General features: G+C 41.1%; 13 protein-coding genes, 2 tRNA genes and 3 rRNA genes. 9 read left to right on the top strand and 9 right to left on the bottom strand.

Annotation, left to right across the window (positions count from 1 at the left end; genetic code table 11):
- Positions 1 to 42: 42 nt before the first annotated feature.
- From P7V56_RS06520 to P7V56_RS06505, 4 genes are all read right to left on the bottom strand, one after another.
- Positions 43 to 2,439 carry a glycoside hydrolase family 31 protein gene (locus P7V56_RS06520; RefSeq protein WP_171222339.1) on the bottom strand — a complete coding sequence of 799 codons (2,397 nt, stop codon included), beginning with the start codon at positions 2,437 to 2,439 and terminating at the stop codon, positions 43 to 45.
- Between the two features lie 162 nt (positions 2,440 to 2,601).
- Positions 2,602 to 4,506 carry a 1,4-alpha-glucan branching protein GlgB gene (gene glgB / locus P7V56_RS06515; protein ID WP_171222338.1) on the bottom strand — a complete coding sequence of 635 codons (1,905 nt, stop codon included), beginning with the start codon at positions 4,504 to 4,506 and terminating at the stop codon, positions 2,602 to 2,604.
- A 142-nt stretch (positions 4,507 to 4,648) separates the two neighbouring features.
- Positions 4,649 to 6,283, bottom strand: coding sequence for a maltokinase N-terminal cap-like domain-containing protein (locus tag P7V56_RS06510; protein ID WP_171222337.1), 1,635 nt, complete (start codon positions 6,281 to 6,283; stop codon positions 4,649 to 4,651).
- Positions 6,283 to 8,223, bottom strand: a complete 1,941-nt coding sequence (locus P7V56_RS06505) for an alpha-1,4-glucan--maltose-1-phosphate maltosyltransferase (protein WP_171222336.1) — start codon at positions 8,221 to 8,223, stop codon at positions 6,283 to 6,285. Before P7V56_RS06505 ends, P7V56_RS06510 begins: the two co-directional genes overlap by 1 nt.
- 74 nt (positions 8,224 to 8,297) lie before the next feature.
- Here P7V56_RS06505 and P7V56_RS06500 point away from each other — a divergent pair, with 74 nt between their 5' ends.
- From P7V56_RS06500 to P7V56_RS06485, 4 genes are all read left to right on the top strand, one after another.
- A complete protein-coding gene (locus P7V56_RS06500; RefSeq protein ID WP_171222335.1) occupies positions 8,298 to 9,161 on the top strand; it encodes an alpha/beta fold hydrolase in 864 nt (287 codons plus the stop codon).
- 3 nt (positions 9,162 to 9,164) lie between these two features.
- The gene (locus P7V56_RS06495; protein ID WP_240976633.1) at positions 9,165 to 9,356 is read left to right on the top strand and encodes a hypothetical protein; all 192 of its coding nucleotides are present in this window, start codon (positions 9,165 to 9,167) and stop codon (positions 9,354 to 9,356) included.
- A 38-nt stretch (positions 9,357 to 9,394) separates the two neighbouring features.
- The gene (locus P7V56_RS06490; RefSeq protein ID WP_240976632.1) at positions 9,395 to 9,805 is read left to right on the top strand and encodes an endonuclease III domain-containing protein; all 411 of its coding nucleotides are present in this window, start codon (positions 9,395 to 9,397) and stop codon (positions 9,803 to 9,805) included.
- An 83-nt stretch (positions 9,806 to 9,888) separates the two neighbouring features.
- Positions 9,889 to 10,419: a 2'-5' RNA ligase family protein gene (locus P7V56_RS06485; RefSeq protein ID WP_171222334.1), complete on the top strand. Its 531-nt coding sequence runs from the start codon at positions 9,889 to 9,891 to the stop codon at positions 10,417 to 10,419.
- 329 nt (positions 10,420 to 10,748) lie between these two features.
- On the opposite strand, the gene rrf is transcribed toward P7V56_RS06485, so the two are convergent.
- The 5 genes from rrf to P7V56_RS06460 form a co-directional block, all read right to left on the bottom strand.
- A 5S ribosomal RNA gene (gene rrf, locus P7V56_RS06480) occupies positions 10,749 to 10,858 on the bottom strand.
- A 124-nt stretch (positions 10,859 to 10,982) separates the two neighbouring features.
- Positions 10,983 to 13,856: ribosomal RNA gene (locus P7V56_RS06475) — 23S ribosomal RNA — on the bottom strand.
- Between the two features lie 183 nt (positions 13,857 to 14,039).
- A tRNA-Ala gene (locus P7V56_RS06470) sits at positions 14,040 to 14,113 on the bottom strand.
- A gap of 84 nt (positions 14,114 to 14,197) precedes the next feature.
- Positions 14,198 to 14,271: transfer RNA gene (locus P7V56_RS06465), tRNA-Ile, on the bottom strand.
- An 87-nt stretch (positions 14,272 to 14,358) separates the two neighbouring features.
- Positions 14,359 to 15,874: ribosomal RNA gene (locus P7V56_RS06460) — 16S ribosomal RNA — on the bottom strand.
- The 16S, 23S and 5S rRNA genes sit together here with 2 tRNA genes alongside, the layout of an rRNA operon.
- A 589-nt stretch (positions 15,875 to 16,463) precedes the next feature.
- Here P7V56_RS06460 and thrS point away from each other — a divergent pair.
- The 5 genes from thrS (at position 16,464) to P7V56_RS06435 (ending at position 22,482) form a co-directional block, all read left to right on the top strand.
- A complete protein-coding gene (thrS, locus tag P7V56_RS06455) occupies positions 16,464 to 18,410 on the top strand; it encodes a threonine--tRNA ligase (RefSeq protein ID WP_171222850.1) in 1,947 nt (648 codons plus the stop codon).
- 22 nt (positions 18,411 to 18,432) lie between these two features.
- Complete coding sequence (gene infC / locus P7V56_RS06450; protein WP_171222857.1) at positions 18,433 to 18,987, top strand: translation initiation factor IF-3; 555 nt, start codon at positions 18,433 to 18,435, stop codon at positions 18,985 to 18,987.
- A 25-nt stretch (positions 18,988 to 19,012) separates the two neighbouring features.
- Positions 19,013 to 19,210, top strand: coding sequence for a 50S ribosomal protein L35 (gene rpmI, locus P7V56_RS06445; protein ID WP_011921545.1), 198 nt, complete (start codon positions 19,013 to 19,015; stop codon positions 19,208 to 19,210).
- Between the two features lie 132 nt (positions 19,211 to 19,342).
- On the top strand, positions 19,343 to 19,687 hold the full coding sequence (gene rplT, locus P7V56_RS06440; RefSeq protein ID WP_171222849.1) for a 50S ribosomal protein L20: 345 nt from the start codon (positions 19,343 to 19,345) through the stop codon (positions 19,685 to 19,687).
- A 194-nt stretch (positions 19,688 to 19,881) separates the two neighbouring features.
- Positions 19,882 to 22,482, top strand: coding sequence for a zinc-dependent metalloprotease (locus P7V56_RS06435; RefSeq protein ID WP_171222848.1), 2,601 nt, complete (start codon positions 19,882 to 19,884; stop codon positions 22,480 to 22,482).
- The last annotated feature ends 42 nt before the right edge of the window (positions 22,483 to 22,524 follow it).

The raw sequence follows: 22,524 nt of genomic DNA, 5'->3' as shown, positions 1-22,524 counted from the left end.
ACATAAGATTACATAATTTGGATTATAAATTTACATAATTTATTATCCTATCAAATGCAATTCGGTAAAATCTTTATCAATAATTAAGGAATTATCTCCATTTAGGTGAACTTTATCTAAACTAATTTTCTCATTATCAACTTCAACCTTTTTGACCTTAAATGGTAGTCCTTTTAGATTGATTTTGAATTTAGAATATTGTGTTTCAAAAGTGCCTTCACTGTGTTGCTGGATGATCAACTCTTTTTCTTTTCCATTTAAGCTGAAAGTTCTCAAAGAAAAACGGCCTTTGTTGTAATCATAGCCATCTTGCGCATCTTCATATACGGTTGATTTTTCTTTGCCCAATTTATAGTATACATCCAAAATCAACTCATCAAATTGCAATTCACCCACATACTGCTGCACCGGATATTTTGGGATAATCGCACCTTCTTTGATGAAAATCGGGATTTGGTCAAAGCTTGTTTTTATCCAAAGTTCTTTCTTTCCTTCTACCAATTCATTCGTCCAGAAGTTGTACCAACTTCCTTTAGGCAAATACATTCGACGGCCTTGTGCATTGGGTTCTAATATCGGACAAACCAAAATCTGGTTTCCAAAAATAAACTCATCCGTTCTGTAATGGGTGTGAAAATCTTCTTGGTCGAAATACACTAAAGGTTTCAACATTGGCGTTCCTTCGTTTACGTATTGCCAGAACATCGTATATAAATATGGCAACAATTGGTAACGTAATTCCACGAATTTTCTGGTAATATCGATTACTTCATCACCAAATGACCATGGCTCTTGTTCGCCGTGATCCCCTGAAGAGTGCGTTCTGCAGAAAGGATGAAAAACGCCCAACTGAATCCAACGCGCATACAATTCGCCCGAAGGTTGCTCTGCAAATCCGCCGATATCCGAACCGGTAAAACCCATTCCTGAAATCGACATGCGTTGCATTTGGATATTGGCTATCCATAAATGTTCCCAGCTGGCAACATTATCGCCTGTCCAAGATGAAGTATAACGTTGCGCTCCTGAATAAGCCGAACGCGTAATCACAAACGGTCTTTTCGGATAGGCAAATCGCTTGACACCTTCATAAGTGGCACGTGCCATTTGGGTGCCGTAAATATTGTGAGCTTTTCGGTGGCTGCATGGGTTGCCGTCGTAATCGTGGCGGACATCGTTCGGGAATGTTTTTCCGGGAACTTCCATTACCGCCGGTTCATTCATATCGTTCCAAACGCCTTTTACGCCTATCTCAGAAACCAATTCTTTGAACAATCCTGCCCACCATTCGCGGACTTCCGGATTGGTATAATCGGGGAAGTTACATTCGCCCGGCCATACTTTACCTTTCATATACGGACCATCAGCGCGTTTGCAGAAATAACCTTTCTCCAAAGCTTCCTGATATACCCAATAATCTTTATCGATTTTAATTCCGGGATCAATAATCACTACCGTTTTGAAACCATCCTTGGCCAATTCGGCTACCATTCGTTTGGGTTCGGGAAAATATTCTTTGCTCCAAGTAAAACAGCGAAAACCTTCCATGTAATCGATATCGAGATAAATCGCATCACACGGAATTTTGAGTTCTCTGAATCTTGAGGTAATTTCTTTGACCTTACTCTCGGGATAATAACTCCATTTGCATTGGTGGTAACCCAAAGTCCACATAGGCGGTAACTCCGGTTTTCCGGTTAAATGGGTGTAATTAATGACTACATCACTCATTTTCGGACCGTAGAAGAAATAATAATTCATTTCACCGCCTTCCGCCCAAAAACTGGTTACGTTACGGCGTTCGTGACAAAAATCGAAAAAGGTTCTGAAAGTATTGTCGAAGAAAACACCGTAAGCTTTGTTATGGTGCAAACCAATATAAAACGGCACCACTTTATACAACGGTTCTTGGTCTTTATGGAATGCATACTGATCCATAGCCCAATTTTCTACACGCTTGCCTTTTAAATTCAAATGAGACGCTTTGTCACCCAAACCGTAGAAACTCTCTCCATCTTTGGACACTTTACTCATTTTGACAATGTTGCCGCCGTGTTCGTAACATTCCTCCCAATGAAACCCAATCTCATCTTCTAAAATCGTAAAACCGTCAATGTCGTGAATCGATATTTTTAGGTCTTTTTTATTGACTTTACAAAAAACTTTGCTGGTTTTGATTAGGTAAAATTGTTGGTCTTCAATAACTTCTAATTGGTTGTAACCATGCGATTGTGTTTTGTCTATGGCATACGAAAAATCGTTGCTGAAATACCCTTTGGTAGTATAACGGAAACGGATTAAGCTATCGCGAAGTATGGTTATTTTTAATATAACATTGTTATCGGTGTTGAAATAAATATTGTCAACATCTTGTTCGAAGGAAACTATTTTGGACGGAAATTGATCGCCTTTGTGTTCCAGTTCTGTATTGGTAATCATACGGTTTGGTTTGTATCGAAACGTCAAATTTACAAAGATGACTACGATAAATTTACAACTTATTAAAGTAGTTTTTAACTACAACGTTTGCGGTTGATGATAGTATAAGTAAACCTATCAGATTTTAAAATCTGACAGGTTTAGTAAATGAATGTGTAAGCTTTACGAAATTTTAAAAACGGCTACTCCCAGTGGAGGCAAAGTTAATTCAGCCGAATAACCTTTGTAATTCCAAGCTGTTTTATCTATTTTGATTGATTTAGTCATTACAACACCGCTTCCGCCATATTCTGTACTATCTGAATTAAAAATTTGAGTGAGTTTTCCTTTATTAGGCAAGCCGATTCGGTAATTTTGTCTTACTACCGGGGTAAAATTGGCCACTATAATTAAATCATCTTTTTCGTTTAATCCTTTTCGGATATAGCTCAGTACGGCATTTTCACTATCGGAATAATTGATCCATTCAAAACCATCCACGTGGAATTGTTTTTCATACATCGCCGGATTGTTTTTGTATAACGCATTCAAATCGGTGATGCATTTTTTGATACCCGCATGGTAGCCATATTGCAACAAATGCCAATCTAAACTGCCTTCGAAATTCCATTCGCTGCTTTGCCCGAATTCGGCACCCTGAAACAACAATTTTCCACCGGGATGCGTAAACATATAGCCATACAACAAACGAAGATTAGCAAATTTCTGCCATTCATCACCCGGCATTCTGCCTAAAATAGAATGTTTGCCATAAACGACTTCGTCATGCGACAACGGCAACATGAAGTTCTCGGTAAACGCGTAGGTCATGGAGAAAGTCAAATCGTTTTGGTGGAAACGTCTGTATATCGGTTCTTTTTTGAAATATTGTAAAGTGTCATGCATCCAGCCCATCATCCATTTCATGCCGAAGCCTAAACCTCCTATGAATGTTGGTCGTGACACCATTGGAAAACTGGTACTTTCCTCGGCTATCGTTTGCACATCGGGGAAAGCTGAATAAACCGCTTCGTTGAAATCTTTTAGGAAACTAATCGTGTCTAAATTTTCTCTTCCACCATAAATGTTTGGTTCCCATTCACCTTCATTACGGGAATAATCCAAATATAACATTGAGGCTACTGCATCTACTCGCAAACCGTCAACGTGGTATTGTTGCAACCAAAAAATGGCATTGCTGATTAAGAACGAACGCACTTCATTGCGGCCATAATTGAACACCAGACTTTTCCAGTCGGGATGATAGCCTTTTCTTCTGTCCGGGTGTTCGTACAAGTTAGAACCGTCAAAGAATCCGAGTCCGTGCGCATCATCCGGGAAATGTGATGGTACCCAATCTAAAATCACTCCGATACCGGCTTGGTGTAATTTATCGACCAAAACCATGAAATCCTGAGGTTTCCCGAAACGGGAAGTTGGGGCAAAATACCCCACCAACTGATAACCCCAAGACGGATCATACGGATATTCCATCACCGGCATAAACTCGACGTGGGTAAAACCCGTTTCTTTTACGTAATCGACCAATTGGTCGGCCATTTCAAGATACGTCAGGAACTTCCCTTCGCTGTTTCTACGCCAAGAACCTAAATGCACTTCGTAAACTGAAAAAGGTTTGTCTAACCCATTATTATCCTTGCGCGTGTCCATCCATTTTTTGTCTTTCCACTTGTAGTCTAAGTCCCAAATGATTGAGGCGGTTTGTGGCGGATGTTCACAGTATAACGCAAACGGATCGGCTTTTTCGGTGATGATGCCGTTGTTATTGGATTGTATTTTGTATTTGTAGGTCGTGCCTTTATCAACACCGGGAATAAATCCTTCCCAGATGCCCGAGCCGTCCCAACGCACATTGAGTTGGTGCTCGCCTTGAATCCAGTAATTGAAATCCCCTACTACGGAAACGGTGCGTGCCGCGGGTGCCCAAACGGCAAAGTAAACTCCTTTTACGCCATTTACTTCGGTGAGGTGCGCACCGAGTTTTTCATAGAGTCTGAAATGTTTTCCGGCTTTGAATAAATCGATGTCAAAATCGGTAAAAAGCGAATGTACTTGTACTTGGTTCATTATTACTATTTTATTTTTATCGCTTATTTGCGACTGTCTTTTATTGTATATCAATTCAATTCCTATCTAGCCCCGATTGTAGAGGCTACCGCGTAGCCCGGAAAGCGGGGACTACCCCCGAAGCTTCGGGGCTGAAACTGCCCTACACTTTCGCTTCAAATTCCATTATACTGGCAATTCCCGTCAATGGAATCACTGCCCAACGTGGTCTGGAGTTAAGTTCGTAGCCGAGTTCGTAAACCGCTTTTTCGAGGATGCAATATTTGAGCAGGAAGTCGATTTCTTTTCGGTAACCGATATTTAAATTGCCGCCTTGAGCAACTTCGGTGTAGGTTTGCAAAAACACGCCTACGAAATATTTGAACAGGATTTCTCCGGCTTGGAACAACTCTTTTTGTTCAAACGGATATTTGTCCTTGTTGTTGAAAATGGTCGCGTAAATCGAGTAATGGAACGAGCGGAACATCCCGGCGACGTCTTTTAATGGTGGTTGCTTTACCTTTCGGTCGCGGATGGTGCTTTCTGGTTCGCCTTCAAAATCGAGCAAATAAAAATCATCTCCGTTGACCAAAACCTGTCCAAGATGATAATCGCCGTGGATTCGGATGCGTTCGGATTTCATTTTCGTCCAGTCGAAATCGAGGAAGATTTTACGGATTTCTTTTTTGTTGTCGAGAAATTGATTGGCGAGTTCGAGTGCCAAACCGTCGAGTTTGTGCAAATTATTTTCAAGTATATTCAATCGATTTTGGAACTGATACGTCAAACGATTTTTGAGCCAAACGGTGTAATCTCCGTTGTAAGTCGTAGGCGTAAAAGCCGTATCTCTAATGTCGCCACCAAGTGCGATGTGCATTTCGGCTGTTCTTGTGGCCAAGGTATGGATCCGCAGAAAAATACTCAGTCCGGCCCAATCGATGATTTCGTGTGGCACTTCGTTTATTTTTAAGCGCTTGAATAATTCGATATCGGGAAGCTTGGCAATTTTGATTTTTTTGTGTTTGAGGTTGTCGAAAATGCGGTCGACTTCTTCGAGCATAAACTGCCACGCATCGCCTTGATTCGGAACCAATTCTTGCATTAATCCCAAAGTAATATTTCCTTCGGATAAAACCACACTGATGCTTCCAGTGTAGGCAGGTGAATATTTAAAATCCATGGTTTCGGTTAAGAATCGACTGATTTCGTAATCGGGATTCATACTGATGTAGATTCTTCTAAAGATTTTCAACACCAGAGTACCGTTGTATATAATGGATGTATTGCTTTGTTCTACGCCCATGAATTTGGACGATTTGTATTCTTTCTCTTCAAGTTTTTCCCCTTTATGGAATTTGACTTTTTCATCTTTTCCAGAGGAGTTTACAATCTTTTCAAACAACAATCTTCTGAAATCTTCTTGATGTAAGGCATCGACTAAAAACCCTTCTTGGCCTCCCATTTTTACCGGCGCGATGATAGTATTGGTATCGAGTTCCTCTTCCGCCATAAACGAAATCGGCATAAAATAATGCTGATAAAAAGCCTCTTTGAAATTCACTTCCAACAAAACGCCGTAATAAGTATTTTTCTTTGAAGTGATTTTGAACCAATCTACAACTTCGATATACTTTAGCGTGCTGGCTTTTCCACCATACCATCGTTTGTTGATGATATAATTTTCCAAAATATCCGACGAAAATACTTTGACAAAGTCATCGTCTTCAAAGGCTGTTTTCCAATCTGTTTTAAAAACGTATGGATTTATAAATTCATCTTCATTAATTTTAGTATCCATTACTTCAAGATTTTAAATAAATGAAACGGCAATGCCGGATGCAATTCAACAAAGTTCCATTCCTTATCCCAAAAATAGCTGTTTCCTGTAATCAAATCAACTACTTTAATGGTTTGTCCGGGCTGAACTCCCAGAGCTTGTAAAGGCAATTGCACCCACGTTTGCTTGGCATAATACGGATCGAGACTGCAAATCATAAGGGTTTCATCTAATCGTAAATCGTCGTATTTGTAGTAAGCCAACACTTGGTCGTTATCGGTATTGCAAAATTGAATGTTATTCGTTTGCTGCAATGAAGGTTGTTCGTGACGGATTCGGTTTAATCTTGTAATCAACGTAATCAACTTATTTTGCACAGTCCAATCCCAATGGTAGACTTCATATTTCTCTGAATTGAAATATTCTTCCTTACCCGGCATCGCTTCGGACACCATGTATTCATAGGCCGGACCGTAAATTCCAACGCTGGAACTCAAGGTGGCCGCCAAGAAATATTTGTGAAGGTACACACTTTCGTTACCGCTTTGTAAAGCATACGGTAAAATATCCGGTGTGTTCGGCCAAAAGTTTGGTCGGTAAAAATCGGCTTGGTTGGTTTTGGTGAGTTCTTCTACATATTCGATTAGTTCGGCTTTGGTATTGCGCCAAGTAAAATACGTATAAGATTGTGAGAAACCTTGTTTAGCCAACTCATGCATCACTTTAGGAGCCGTGAACGCTTCTGCTAAAAATAATACATCGGGATGCTTTTTCTTGATTTCGGCGATGAGCCAACCCCAAAAATAAAACGGCTTAGTGTGCGGATTATCGACTCTGAATACTTTGATATCACATTCTTCTATCCAGAATAAAGCCACGTCTAGCAGCTCTTTCCAGAGGTTTTTCCAGTCACTGCTTTCGAAGTAAATGGGTTGAATGTCTTGGTATTTTTTGGGTGGATTTTCAGCATATTGTACGGTTCCGTCCGGACGCCATTTGAACCACTGTGGAAAATCTTTTACATAAGGATGATCCGGTGCGGCTTGTAAAGCATAATCCATAGCGACTTCAATTCCCAAACTTTTAGCGGCTTTTACTAAAGACTTGAATTCTTCAATCGTGCCTAAATCAGGGTGTGTTGACTTGTGTCCGCCATGCTTAGAACCGATGCCCCAAGGCGAACCTACATCTCCGGGTTGGGCATTAGTGGCGTTGTTTTTCCCTTTTCGGTTGACTTCTCCAATCGGATGAATTGGCGGGAAATATAATGTATCGAATCCCATTGCGGCAACTCTTGGCAATAACTTTTCACAATCTTTAAACGTGCCGTGTTTGCCTTTTTCTTGGGAAGCTGAGCGCGGGAAAAATTCATACCACGTACTAAATAACGCTTTCTTTCTGTCGACGTAAATTTTTAATTCGGCAGAAGTATTGGCTAAAGTTCTGGTTGGGTACTTTTCAAAAATGTGGTGTAACTCTTTTGATAAAGCAATCACAGTAGCTTTGTCGTATTGCTTTTCGTCTTGAAAGGCTTTGATCGCAGAAGTTAAATAAGCTTTTTCGTCTTTTTCGACTTCTTTCAAAATCGCCTGACAATATTCGGCACCTTCTAATAATTCTGATTTTACGTGTTGGTTGTCTTGTATTTTTCTTTCGGTTCCGTGTTGCCAATTCAGCGTATAATCAACCCAACCTTCAATGAAATAAGTGTAATGACCTTGTTTTTCTACTTTGAATTGCGCGGTCCATTCGTCATTCCCTAAAGCACTTAATCTTACCTCTTGCCATTTTTTATCCTTTTCGTGTTTGAATTTTACACAACACGCAATCACGTCGTGACCATCGGCAAAAACATTCGCTTTTACTACAACGGTTTGTCCAACAATTCGCTTGATATAAAAAGCGCCTCCGTCTAATTGAGGCGTGACATTTTCAATAATTATTCGGGTTTGATTTTGCATTTTGACTTATATTTATGATGTTGAAATTTAAAAAAAAATATTTTAACTTTTGGTCAGCCGAAAAATTTATTGAAATGACAAAAAAATCCCCAATAACCAACCAATCATTGCAAATTCCTAAGCCAATCTTACTTACAGCTAAATTATTAGAGACAATTTCTCCAAAATTAGCCACCCGATTCGCGGCGAGATTATTTACCACACCTATAAAACACAAAATTCCCAAGAGAGAATTTCACATGGAGCAAAATAGTCGCCAAAACAAATTGTTGGTACCGAGTCTACAAAAAGAAATTATGGTTTATCACTACGGTCAAGGAGAAAAGAAAATCTTATTGGTTCACGGTTGGTCCGGACGAGGCACACAATTGGTGAAAATTGCGGATGAGTTTGTTAAAATAGGTTACCAAATCATTAGTTTTGACGCTCCGGCGCATGGTAAATCTCAAGGAAAAACTACCATTATGACCGAGTTTATTGCTTCGATATTGGAGATTGAAAAACAGTTTGGTCCATTCGAATTTGCGATTGGTCATTCACTTGGCGGTATGTCAATTCTAAACGCAATAAAGCAAGATTTTAAGGTAAAAAAAGCAGTAACCATTGGCAGTGGTGATATAATTCAGGATATCCTGGATGATTTTGTTGCCAAATTAAAACTCAATCCTAAAATCGCCTTACTGTTGAAACAACATTTCGAAAAGAAATTTGGCGAGTCGATGGAAAATTATTCCGCCCATTTTGCCGCGCAAAAAGTTACAATTCCGGTATTGGTAATTCATGACCAAAATGACTGCGATGTAAATGTAAAAGCAGCTCATAACATCAATAAAAACCTAAAAAACAGTAAGCTAATGATTACCGAACATTTAGGACATCGAAAAATATTAGGCAATGAAACAGTCATTAATCACATCAAAGAATTTTTAAAAGCATAAGTCATGAGTTTATTTGAAACCACCAATTGGGCTCCGAAATTGCAGCCTATTATAGATTTATACAAAGACAAAAAACATCCGTTGGATTACGAAAACCTATACCAATTGATGGTCATGGTGATTTTATCAGCTCAGGATTCAGACGCTAATATCAATAAAATAGCGCCGGCTTTATTCAAGGAATACCCAATTTAGCGGCATTATCAACTGCTACTTTTGACAGTTTATTCCCCTTGGTAAGTAAAGTGCGTAACTTCAACACCAAATCAAGTTGGCTAATCGAAATCGCACAAACCCTAAAAACCGACAGCAACATTCCAACCAATTTACCCGAATTAATCGCTCTAAAAGGCATCGGCAGAAAATCGGCCAATGTGATTATGCGCGAAATGAAAGTCCCGGCCGAAGGCATTATTGCCGATTTACATGTAATCCGTGTTGCTCCCAGAATTGGTATCATCCAAGAAGCCAAAGACGGAAATAAAGTCGAAAAACAGTTGATGGAAGTCTTACCAAAAGCCATCTGGTGCGAAATTGGCATGGCCATATCCTTTTTAGGAAGAGAAACTTGTCGCCCTACTAACCCAAAGTGTTCGCTATGTCCAATCCAAAATGATTGTCAATATCCTTTAAAAACAATATAACTTGGGCGCGTCCCGTCTAAAGACGAGACCGGGCTGTCCGGGTTACACGGTAACCTCTCCCATCCCTCGCGCTTTCTTAAATCATGAAACAGATTCCTCAATTCTCATTGGTTGTATTCCCAACTGCCGAACAATCGGATTTAGTCAAATCCTATAAACAATTTCTCAAAAATGAGATTGGCTGGTTTGGGAGTGCCAATGCTGCAGCTCACATTACGGTAATCAACTTTGATGACGAATTCTCACTCCAACTCCATCTTGAACAGATAAGGGATTTTTGCAAAACCGTTGTTTCTCAAAACGTGACTTTAAATGCTTGGAATTCTTTTGGTGAACGGACCTTTTTCATCGCACCTGAAAAAAAATCTCAGCAATATCTTGACAATCTCATCAACGATTTACATCATTTTATAGGTTACAAAAACAATACCGCTCATGCCCATTTAAGCATTGCCCGCGGACTTGATGCCGGAAAGATGGAAACCGCTTATAAGTTATTTCAAAATACTGAGGTAAATTTTCAGTTTAACTGTGACGCTATCTACATTCGAAAATTCAACGATAAAACCAAACAATATTCAGATATAATAGAGAAAATACCTTTCGGACAATAATATAAAACAAAAAAACCCATCCGTTAGGATAGGGTTTACTTCGTCAGTTCGCTTCGCTCGGGTCTAAAAAAAAAGCCTGCCTGCCGGTAGGCAGGGCGGCGACACGAGTCTACGACTGCGCCGATCCGCTTAAAAACAAGAAAGCCTGTCTAAAAGACAAGCTTTCCACTAAAAAAGGCGGCGACATACTCTCCCACATTACTGCAGTACTCCCGAAGTCTCGGGACGCAATCGGGCTTAACTTCTCTGTTCGATATATTTAATTAATTTTTCTTAAAAATTTACCTAAAACAAAAAACCCCTCATCGTTAGATGAAGGGTTTTCAAAAAAAAGGCGGCGACATACTCTCCCACATTACTGCAGTACCATCTGCGCAGTCGGACTTAACTTCTCTGTTCGGAATGGGAAGAGGTGAGCCCCGACGCAATAACCACCTTAAGCTTTTAGCTAAAAGCTGTTAGCCGTTAGCTGCGGCCTTCGCCGCTAATATCTTAACATACTGAGATAAAGAAAATAATTTTATGCAAGAAAGTTTCTCCAGCCTCTTGCGAGGCTGGATGACGTACATAAGCTTACGGGTTATTAGTACTACTCGACTATGACATTACTGCCTTTACATCTATAGCCTATCAACGTGGTCATCTTCCACGACCCTTAAAAGAAATCTCATCTTGTGGTGGGTTTCGCGCTTATATGCTTTCAGCGCTTATCCCTTCCCAACGTAGCTACTCTGCGGTGCTCCTGGCGGAACAACAGATACACCAGAGGTTAGTCCAATTCGGTCCTCTCGTACTAGAATCAGATCCACTCAAATTTCTTGCGCCCACAGTAGATAGAGACCGAACTGTCTCACGACGTTCTGAACCCAGCTCGCGTGCCACTTTAATGGGCGAACAGCCCAACCCTTGGGACCTTCTCCAGCCCCAGGATGTGACGAGCCGACATCGAGGTGCCAAACCCCCCCGTCGATATGAGCTCTTGGGGGAGATCAGCCTGTTATCCCCGGCGTACCTTTTATCCTTTGAGCGATGGCCCTTCCATGCGGAACCACCGGATCACTATGCTCTACTTTCGTACCTGATCGACCTGTATGTCTCTCAGTCAAGCTCCCTTATGCCATTGCACTCTACGCACGGTTACCAAGCGTGCTGAGGGAACCTTTAGAAGCCTCCGTTACTCTTTTGGAGGCGACCACCCCAGTCAAACTACCCACCAAGCAATGTCCCCCATATGATGGGGTTAGACCTCAGATAAGCAAAGGGTGGTATTTCAACAATGACTCCACAACGCCTGGCGACGCCACTTCATAGTCTCCCACCTATCCTACACATCACTTATCCAAGACCAATACTAAGCTATAGTAAAGGTGCACAGGGTCTTTTCGTCCCACTGCGGGTAATCGGCATCTTCACCGATACTACAATTTCACCGAGCTCATGGCTGAGACAGTGTCCAGATCGTTACACCATTCGTGCAGGTCGGAACTTACCCGACAAGGAATTTCGCTACCTTAGGACCGTTATAGTTACGGCCGCCGTTTACTGGGGCTTCAATTCAATGCTTCTCCGAAGATAACATCTCCTCTTAACCTTCCAGCACCGGGCAGGTGTCAGGCCCTATACCTCATCTTACGATTTTGCAGAGCCCTGTGTTTTTGATAAACAGTCGCCTGGACCTTTTCACTGCGGCCCCGATTGCTCGGGGCGACCTTTCTCCCGAAGTTACAGGTCTATTTTGCCTAATTCCTTAGCCATGAATCTCTCGAGCACCTTAGGATTCTCTCCTCGACTACCTGTGTCGGTTTACGGTACGGGTTCTTATAATCTAAGTTTAGAGGTTTTTCTTGGAAGCCCTTAGGTACACTATCACTTTGGCCGAAGCCTCCGTGTACTATCGCATTTCCCCAAAAGCCGTGGATTTGCCTGCGGCTCTTATAGGTAGGTGCTTTAACGAACTATTCCGTCAGTTCGCGGTACTTTCATCACTCCGTCACCCCATCACAATTATAAGAAGTACGGGAATATTAACCCGTTGGCCATCGACTGTCCCTTTCGGGTTCGCCTTAGGACCCGACTAACCCTCAGCTGATTAGCATAGCTGAGGAAACCTTAGTCTTTCGGTGTGCGGGTTTCTCGCCCGCATTATCGTTACTTATGCCTACATTTTCTTTTCTAACCAGTCCAGCATGCTTTACAACACACCTTCAACCCTGTTAGAATGCTCCCCTACCACTCCATTGGAGTCCATAGCTTCGGTAGTATACTTATGCCCGATTATTATCCATGCTCGTCCGCTCGACTAGTGAGCTGTTACGCACTCTTTAAATGAATGGCTGCTTCCAAGCCAACATCCTAGCTGTCTGGGCAGACAAACCTCGTTTTTTCAACTTAGCATACATTTGGGGACCTTAGCTGATGGTCTGGGTTCTTTCCCTCTCGGACATGGACCTTAGCACCCATGCCCTCACTGCTGTAAAACATTATATAGCATTCGGAGTTTGTCAGGAATTGGTAGGCGGTGAAGCCCCCGCATCCAATCAGTAGCTCTACCTCTATATAACTATTATCAGCGCTGCACCTAAATGCATTTCGGGGAGTACGAGCTATTTCCGAGTTTGATTGGCCTTTCACCCCTACCCACAGGTCATCCGAAGACTTTTCAACGTCAACCGGTTCGGACCTCCACTATGTGTTACCACAGCTTCATCCTGCCCATGGGTAGATCACACGGTTTCGCGTCTAACACTACTGACTAAAGCGCCCTATTCAGACTCGCTTTCGCTACGGATCCATGACTTAATCACTTATCCTTGCCAGCAACGTTAACTCGTAGGCTCATTATGCAAAAGGCACGCCGTCACCCCACTAAAGGGCTCCGACCGCTTGTAAGCGTATGGTTTCAGGATCTATTTCACTCCGTTATTCACGGTTCTTTTCACCTTTCCCTCACGGTACTGGTTCACTATCGGTCTCTCAGGAGTATTTAGCCTTAGCGGATGGTCCCGCCAAATTCAGACAGGGTTTCACGTGCCCCGCCCTACTCAGGATACCACTATCCTTATCTTCTCTTACCTATACGGGACTATCACCCTCTTTGGTTAACCTTTCCAGGTTATTCTAGTTCAATCCGCAAGAAATGTCGTGGTCCTACAACCCCAAAATTGCCGTAACAACTTTGGTTTGGGCTAATCCGCGTTCGCTCGCCACTACTTACGGAATCACTTTTGTTTTCTTCTCCTCCGCCTACTTAGATGTTTCAGTTCAGCGGGTTTGCCCATCTATCGATGTACTATGTCTTCAACATAGTGGGTTGCCCCATTCGGATATCTACGGATCAATTCGTGTGTGCCAATCCCCGTAGCTTTTCGCAGCTTATCACGTCCTTCTTCGCCTCTGAGAGCCTAGGCATCCCCCATACGCCCTTATTTTGCTTATTGTACTTTTAGCTAAAAGCTAACAGCTATTAGCTGACAGCTTAAAACTGTGTTTCTTTCTACTTTTTAAATTTTCTTATCTCAATATGTCAATGAACTTTATCTGTGTGGATTGGGTTATTTGGTTATTCGGCTATTTGGTTTCCCAAATCAACAAATTACCGCATAAACGAATCAACAGATTCGTGGAGAATATCGGAGTCGAACCGATGACCTCCTGCGTGCAAGGCAGGCGCTCTAGCCAGCTGAGCTAATCCCCCAATCTAATTATGAATTGTGAATTATGAATTATGAATTGGTCAATCCATAACCCCTCAACCCTAGAATTTCCAAGCTAAAAAAAGTAGTCCCGGGCAGACTCGAACTGCCGACCCCTACATTATCAGTGTAGTACTCTAACCAGCTGAGCTACGAGACTCTGTTTTCTTTGCTTAATATTATTTGAACTAACAGCGAGAGTAAAAAAATTCTACTTTTTGAGGACTATCCCCTATATCGTCTCTAGAAAGGAGGTGTTCCAGCCGCACCTTCCGGTACGGCTACCTTGTTACGACTTAGCCCCAGTTACTAGTTTTACCCTAGGCAGCTCCTTACGGTCACCGACTTCAGGTACCCCCAGCTTCCATGGCTTGACGGGCGGTGTGTACAAGGCCCGGGAACGTATTCACCGGATCATGGCTGATATCCGATTACTAGCGATTCCAGCTTCACGGAGTCGAGTTGCAGACTCCGATCCGAACTGAGAACGGTTTTATAGATTCGCTCCTACTCGCGTAGTGGCTGCTCTCTGTACCGTCCATTGTAGCACGTGTGTAGCCCAAGGCGTAAGGGCCGTGATGATTTGACGTCATCCCCACCTTCCTCACAGTTTACACTGGCAGTCTTGTTAGAGTTCCCGACATGACTCGCTGGCAACTAACAACAGGGGTTGCGCTCGTTATAGGACTTAACCTGACACCTCACGGCACGAGCTGACGACAACCATGCAGCACCTTGTAAATTGTCCGAAGAAATATCTGTTTCCAAATACGTCAATCTACATTTAAGCCTTGGTAAGGTTCCTCGCGTATCATCGAATTAAACCACATGCTCCACCGCTTGTGCGGGCCCCCGTCAATTCCTTTGAGTTTCATTCTTGCGAACGTACTCCCCAGGTGGGATACTTATCACTTTCGCTTAGCCACTGAAGTTGCCCCCAACAGCTAGTATCCATCGTTTACGGCGTGGACTACCAGGGTATCTAATCCTGTTCGCTCCCCACGCTTTCGTCCATCAGCGTCAATCCACTGGTAGTAACCTGCCTTCGCAATTGGTATTCCATGTAATATCTAAGCATTTCACCGCTACACTACATATTCTAGTTACTTCCCAGTAATTCAAGTCTATCAGTATCAATGGCCGTTTGATCGTTGAGCGACCAGATTTCACCACTGACTTAATAAACCGCCTACGGACCCTTTAAACCCAATGATTCCGGATAACGCTTGGATCCTCCGTATTACCGCGGCTGCTGGCACGGAGTTAGCCGATCCTTATTCTTACGGTACCGTCAAGCTCCCTCACGAGGGAGTGTTTCTTCCCGTACAAAAGCAGTTTACACACCATAGATGCTTCTTCCTGCACGCGGCATGGCTGGATCAGGCTTGCGCCCATTGTCCAATATTCCTCACTGCTGCCTCCCGTAGGAGTCTGGTCCGTGTCTCAGTACCAGTGTGGGGGATCTCCCTCTCAGGACCCCTACCTATCGTTGCCATGGTAAGCCGTTACCTTACCATCTAGCTAATAGGACGCATGCCCATCTTTTACCGTTGGAACTTTAATATGTCTAACATGCGAAAAACATATACTATGAGGTATTAATCCAAATTTCTCTGGGCTATCCCTCTGTAAAAGGTAGGTTGCATACGCGTTACGCACCCGTGCGCCGGTCTCAAGGAAGCAAGCTTCCTCTACCCCTCGACTTGCATGTGTTAAGCCTGCCGCTAGCGTTCATCCTGAGCCAGGATCAAACTCTTCATCGTATATTGTTGATGCTCGCGCATCGTTTTTTTAGACAAAGGCTAGTCTTTTCAAAAATCCTAAGATTTCCTTACTCTCTTTTTGTTGTTCTAACATCTCTGTTAGAACGGCTGTCAATTCAATATGTCTATGAACGTTGTCTTCTTTATTATCAAACCAATCTCTCGATTAGCGGGTGCAAAAGTAAGCATCTTTTTTAAACTAACAAGGCTTTTTGAAATTATTTTTGAATTTATTTCAAATCCCTCATTTTACAGCTTTTCAATGTGCTTTTCCTCTCTTGCGGGGTGCAAATATAAAAATCTTTTATCTCCCAATCCAAATAAAAATCAAACCTTTTTCAATCTTTTTTTTAAAACACTGAAAACATGATTTTTGGAAACAATATTTCTGATTATTTTAACAAATACAAACCCAAAGACCGCTATTTAGCCCCGATTGGAGCAACTACCATGTAGTGCGCAAAGCGGGAATACGGAACACCGATAAGTCCCGAACCTGACGCTCCTAATAAATCTTTTCTATATTATACTATATATATTGTATGTGTTTTGTTAATCTGTTATATTTGCAGTCCATAAAATTTTAGGAATGATAAAGATTACACTGCCTGACGGTTCGGTTAAGGAGTTTGCAAAGAATTCAACTCCAATGGATGTTGCGAGAAGCATTAGTGAAGGATTAGCGCGAAATGTGATTTCGGCTGCCTTTAATGGTACCACTATTGAAACGGAAACCCAGTTAACAACCGACGGTTCACTTATATTATACACATGGAATGACAAAGAAGGTAAAAAAGCTTTTTGGCATTCGACTTCGCACGTGATGGCGCAAGTATTGGAAGAAAAATTCCCGGGCATCAAGTTAACTCTTGGCCCTGCGATTGACAATGGATTTTATTATGACGTTGATTTTGGCGACAAAAAAATCACCGATGCCGACTTTAAAGCCATTGAAGACCGTGTGTTAGAAATCTCGAGAGAGAAACATGAATTTAAAATGCGTTCGGTTTCTAAAGCAGAAGCTTTGGAAGTTTATAAAAACAACGAGTACAAAACCGAATTGATTTCGAATTTGGAAGATGGGACGATTACGTTTTGTGATCACGCTAACTTTTTTGATTTGTGTCGCGGCGGTCACATTCCGAATACCGGAATCATCAAAGCGATGAAAATTATGAGTGTTGCTGGTGCTTATTGGCGCGGTGATGAGAAAAACAAGCAGTTGACTCGTGTTTACGGCATTTCGTTTCCTAAACAAAAAGACTTGACGGATTATTTAGAATTATTGGAAGAAGCCAAACGCAGAGATCACAGAAAACTGGGTAAAGAATTAGAATTGTTTACTTTCTCACAAAAGGTAGGTCAAGGTTTACCATTGTGGCTGCCAAAAGGTGCTGCTTTGAGAGACCGATTGGAACAGTTTTTAAAAAGAGCACAGAAAAAAGCGGGTTACGAACAAGTAGTTACGCCACACATCGGGCAAAAAGAATTGTATGTCACTTCGGGTCACTATGCTAAATATGGCGCTGATAGTTTCCAACCTATTCACACACCTGCAGAAGGCGAAGAGTTCTTGTTAAAACCAATGAACTGTCCGCACCACTGTGAAATTTACAACAACAAACCTTGGTCGTACAAAGATTTACCAAAACGTTATGCGGAATTCGGAACGGTTTACCGTTATGAGCAAAGTGGTGAGTTACACGGTTTGACTCGCGTTCGTGGGTTCACTCAAGATGACGCGCATATTTTTTGCACACCTGATCAATTGGATGCTGAGTTCAAAAAAGTAATTGACTTAGTATTGTATGTATTTGGTTCGCTAGGATTTGAAAACTTTACAGCACAAGTTTCTGTACGTGATTTAGACAATCCTGATAAATATATAGGAAGTGTTGAAAACTGGGAGAAAGCCGAAAATGCCATCATTAGTGCGGCACGTGACAAAGGATTGAATTATATTATTGAAAGTGGCGAAGCTGCTTTCTATGGTCCGAAATTGGACTTCATGGTCAAAGATGCTTTAGGCAGACAATGGCAATTGGGAACAATTCAGGTAGATTACAATTTACCGGAGCGTTTTGAATTGACTTATAAAGGAGCCGATGACAAGTTACACCGACCGGTAATGATTCACCGAGCGCCTTTTGGTTCGATGGAGCGCTTTATCGCTATTTTACTGGAACATACGGCTGGAAATTTCCCACTTTGGTTGATGCCGGAGCAAGCTATTATCTTGTCTTTGAGTGAGAAATATGAAAATTATGCGAAAAAAGTTTTAGAATTGCTAGAAAATCACGAAATTCGCGCCCTAATTGACAACCGCAACGAGACGATTGGAAAGAAAATCCGTGAAGCAGAAGTGCAAAAAATGCCGTTTATGCTGATTGTTGGTGAGGAAGAAGAGAAAAACGGAACTATTTCAGTACGTCGTCACGGTCAAGAAGGAAAAGGCAATATCACCGTTACAATTGAAGAATTTGCCAGAATTGTTAACGAAGAAATTGCCAAAACATTAAAAACATTTGAAGTTTAACTAAAATTACAGAGCCATAGCAATTAGAAACAACAGAGGTTACCAACCTAGAGAAGAGAAAAAAGCAGCACACCGAATTAACGAGTTGATTCGCGGTGTGTCAGAAGTTCGATTAGTAGGTGAAAATATTGAGCCGGGAGTTTTCAAACTCTCCGAAGCGCTTAGATTAGCGGAACAATTTGAAGTAGACTTGGTGGAAATTTCACCTAATGCTGATCCGCCTGTATGTAAATTGATGGATTATGGTAAATTCATTTATCAGCAAAAGAAGCGGGATAAAGAATTGAAAGCAAAATCAACTCAAATTACCGTTAAAGAGATTCGATTCGGGCCTCAAACTGACGAGCATGATTACGAGTTCAAAAGAAAGAATGCCGAGAAGTTCTTAAAAGAAGGTTCAAAATTAAAAGCTTTTGTATTCTTCAAAGGACGTTCAATTATTTATAAAGAGCAAGGTCAAATCTTGTTATTGCGTTTAGCACAAGATTTGGAAGAATTCGGTAAAGTGGAAGCTATGCCGGTATTAGAAGGAAAGAGAATGATTATGTTCATTGCTCCTAAAAAGAAAAGTAAGTAAGTTAAATTAAATAAACTAGGAAAAGATGCCTAAAATGAAAACAAAATCCAGTGCTAAGAAGCGATTCAAAGTAACTGGCTCTGGAAAAATCAAGAGAAAACACGCTTTTAAAAGTCACATCCTGACTAAAAAATCTAAAAAGCGTAAATTGGCTTTAACTCACTCTGCGTTGGTTCACAAAACAGATGAGAAAAGCATCAAACAACAATTAAGAATTATCTAATCGCTAAAAGCTAACAAGCTATTAGCCTTTAGAATTCTTTAGGTTAAAAAATTATTTAAATAACCTTGGAGTATGGCTTTAAAGTTCCCTTGATTTAATTCGGGACGCCTGCTACAAAAAAACAGAAAAATTATGCCAAGATCAGTAAATTCAGTTGCTAAAAGAGCAAGAAGAAAAAAGATAATGAAGCAAGCCAAAGGTTTCTTTGGTAGACGTAAAAACGTTTGGACAGTTGCCAAAAACGCAGTAGAAAAAGCAATGCTTTACGCTTACCGCGACAGAAAGCAAAACAAAAGAAACTTCCGTTCACTATGGATTCAGCGTATCAACGCCGGAGCTCGTTTGGAAGGAATGAGTTATTCACAATTCATTGGATTGGTTAAGAAAAACGGAATCGAATTGAACCGTAAAGTATTAGCTGATTTAGCTATGAATCACCCGGAAGCTTTCAAAGCTATCGTGAAAAAAGTGAAATAAAACGTTTGTACAACCTCGATTTAACTTACTTATAAATAAAAAATCCCTCTCGAAAGATGGGGATTTTTTTATTTCAAACCCAAGCCGTTAAAAAAATCATAACATTTGGTTGACACATCAAATATTATAGTAAATTGGGTGGTTTTTAAACTCAAACTTTTAAAGTTATACATCAATCTATTAAATTAAAATTTATGAACAAACTAAGACTTACGTTCATGGTGTCTTTAGGGATTCTTTTTTGCTCTGGTCAAACTTTCGCACAAGACAAATCAGACCGTAAAAAGAAAAATAATAAAGAGAACACAGTCAAGACTGACTCTATTAAAAAAACACCTAAGAATGCTATTGCCGACAAAGTAAAAAGCAGCAAAAAATCAGAAGGTCTCTTTACCATTTACCAAGATACTGTGACCGGTAGTATCCAACTTTTTATCAAAAAAAATCAATTAGACAAAGAGTTCATCTACCAAAGTTACTCTATGAGCGGCCCAACTACTTTAGGCTTAAACCAAAGTATGCACAGGGCTACCAATGTTTTTAACATTAAAAAAGCCAATGATAAAATCGAATTCGGTTTAGTCAACACCAACTTTTATTACGACAAAAACAACGCTGTAAGTAAAACTGCCGGAACTGATATTGCCGAAGCTATTTTCTTAGCCGAAAAAATTGTGGCCAAAGACAGCACCGGTTACTTAATCGCTGCCGATGGTTTGTTCTTGAGCGAAAAATTGGATCCGGTAAAACCGGTTATGCCTCCGGGAATTCCACCGGGCGCTGTATTTAATTTAGGGAATTTTAATTCCGCTAAATCAAAATACCACAGCATCCGCTCTTATCCTAACAATACTGATGTTACGGTAGATTTGGCCTACGACAATCCGGCGCCTTTGAATGGCGGTGGTGAAGACATTACTGATGCGCGTTATGTTCGTGTTCGCATGCAACACACCTTCTTGGAAATGCCTGTAAATAATTTCAAACCTAGAAGAGATGATTCTCGCGTTGGGTATTTCGGACAAACCATAACCGATTTAACCAGCGTAAAAGCAACACCCTATAAAGATATTATCAACCGTTGGTATTTGACCAAAAAAGACCCGACTGCTGCCATCAGTGAACCGGTTGAACCTATTGTTTGGTGGATTGAAAATACTACACCATTAGAATACAGACAAACCGTAATGGAAGCCGGAAACAAATGGAACGAAGCTTTTGAAAAAGCCGGTTTCAAAAATGCCGTGGTCATGAAAATCCAACCCGATGATGCCGAATGGGATGCGGGAGATGTTCGTTACAATGTGATTCGTTGGGTTTCTTCAGCCTACCCAAGTTATGGTGCCATCGGACCAAGCTTTGCCAATCCGAAAACCGGTCAAATTTTAGGCTCAGATATTACTATCGAATGGTATTCAGGAAGCAGCACACCAACAATGGATGAATTGTTTTCTTTCAAAAATGATGGCGCAAGCGATAATTTAAATTCTCATTTCCACCATGATGGTACAGCTTGTACTTTAGCCAATGAGCTAAAAAGTCAATTTTTAATGGGCGCCACTTTTGCCGAAGTAAATTCTGAAGATCCAAAAACGATTTCCAGAGCACACAAAGAGTTCTTGTACTATTTAGTTTTACACGAAATGGGACACACTTTAGGGTTAAACCACAATATGAAATCGAGTCAAATGTTGAGCCCGGCCGATTTACACAATACTGCTATCACCGAGAAAATCGGTTTAATTGGCTCAGTAATGGATTATCCGGCTATCAATCTTGCTTTGGACAAAACCAAACAAGGGAACTTCTACACCACAAAACCGGGACCTTATGACTTGTGGGCTATTGAATTTGGTTACAAGGAATTTGATGAAAAATCAGAAGAAGCTGAATTGCAAAAAATCCTTAGCAGAAGTACCGATCCTAATTTGGCTTTCGGAAACGATGCCGACGATATGAGATCACCAGGAAAAGCTATTGACCCAAGAGTAATGGTAAATGATTTGAGTAGTGATGCCGTTGGTAACGCAGAAGAACGTTTTAAAATCGTTAATAATGTGATGGCCAAATTAAAAGATAAATACAGCAAAAACGGGGAAAGCTATGCTGAGTTAAGAAACCGCTTCAACATGCTTAACGGTCAGAGAAGAAATATGGCTGCTGTAGTAAGTCGATATGTTGGTGGTGTTTTTGTTGACCGAAGTTATGTGGGACAAAACGCAACTGTAAAACCATTTACTCCGGTTACTAAAGCACAACAAAAAAGAGCGATTGAAGTTTTGAACAAATATGTCTTAGCGCCAAATGCTTTTGATGCTGACGCGTCGTTATATCCTTATTTGCAAATGCAAAGACGCGGATTCAATTTCTTCTCTTCTACGGAAGATCCTAAATTAAACAGCATTTATCAATCCATCCAAACTGATGCTACTTTAGGTCATATTTTACATCCAACCACTTTGCAAAGAATTTCCAACACCAGTTTATATGGCAATACTTATACCGTGGCTGAAGTGATGACCGACTTAACCAATGGTGTTTTCAAAGCGGATTTGGTTGGAAAAGTAAACATGCACCGTCAATATTTACAAACGTATTTTGTAAAAGAAGTAATTGAAATTGCCGATGTAAATGATCCGAGAAATCGTCATGACGATATTTCCAGAGCTGCCGCTCGCCAAACTTTGAAGAAAATAAAATTAATGTTGGCCACAGCTTCCTCTTTAGATGAAAGCACCAGAGCCCACAGAAATTATATTACCTTCTTAATTGATAACGCTTTAGCCATCAAATAAGCCTAGCGTAACCAACAAAAAATCCCAACCGAAAAGTTGGGA

The organism is Flavobacterium sp. IMCC34852 (assembly GCF_030643905.1).
In the GTDB taxonomy this organism is placed as follows: Bacteria; Bacteroidota; Bacteroidia; order Flavobacteriales; family Flavobacteriaceae; genus Flavobacterium; species Flavobacterium rivulicola.
The sequence above is the reverse complement of the archived record's forward strand: the minus strand, read 5'-3'. Positions and strand labels throughout refer to the sequence as shown.